Genomic DNA, 801 nt, shown 5'->3' with positions numbered 1-801 from the left:
TCCAAATCTTTACTAATTCATCTTCGAATTGTGAGATAAAATCAATGATTTTGAAGGAAATATCTTTTAAAATTTGCAATTGTTTTATTCTTTCCTCTGACCATTCACTTTCACCAGAAAAAACATATTGATAAAGCCAGATATCAAATTGTTCTTTTAAAAATGTTTTGGCATCTTTATTGATAAAATAATCAACTTCGTTCTGCTTTTCAAAAATTCTAAAAGCTTTCTCTAAAGTATCTTCATTTATGTTTATGCCTTCTTTTTTTAAGTCTTTTAAAATATCAACTATTTTAGTTTTCTTTCCTCTTTCAGAATAATAAACATTAAAGACAAATACCCCATCAAACCTTCGGTTTGACACCCCTTTACAAAAGGGGAATATTCCATCTTCTCTCTTCTCTTTAAATTCATAAACAATTTCTTTCTTTTCGTTTGCCCTTTTATATTCAAGGTCAGATACATCAAAGAAAAACTTAAAATCATCTACTTCTACTTTTAGATTTTTAAACAATCGATCAGTTTTAACATAATAAAGCATATGAGTTTTCCAGAAGAGCATTACATCCTTATCGTCAGTATAGACTTTCTCATATACATTTTGATGAAGAGGAGTATATCTGAAGTAAATCGAACCACTTTCGGAAAAATAACGATTAAAAAAAGTATAAAGTCGGTTAAAAAGTTCTTCTCTAAAATTAGGGAATGGTTTTAATGCCTCATCAATATCTTTTTGTAATTTAGGGAAAACTCCTTTTTCATAATATCGTGACTTAATCTTCATTAAATTAATATAACCAG

General features: G+C 27.6%; 1 pseudogene. It reads right to left on the bottom strand.

From position 1 onward, the window contains the following. A pseudogene (locus COZ07_RS02430) lies at nt 1-801 on the bottom strand (site-specific DNA-methyltransferase); the annotation flags it as partial.

The sequence above is a fragment of the Candidatus Infernicultor aquiphilus genome (assembly GCF_002784285.1).
GTDB classification, from domain to species: domain Bacteria; phylum Atribacterota; class Phoenicimicrobiia; order Phoenicimicrobiales; family Phoenicimicrobiaceae; genus Infernicultor; species Infernicultor aquiphilus.
This window is presented reverse-complemented; position numbering and strand designations above follow the sequence as displayed.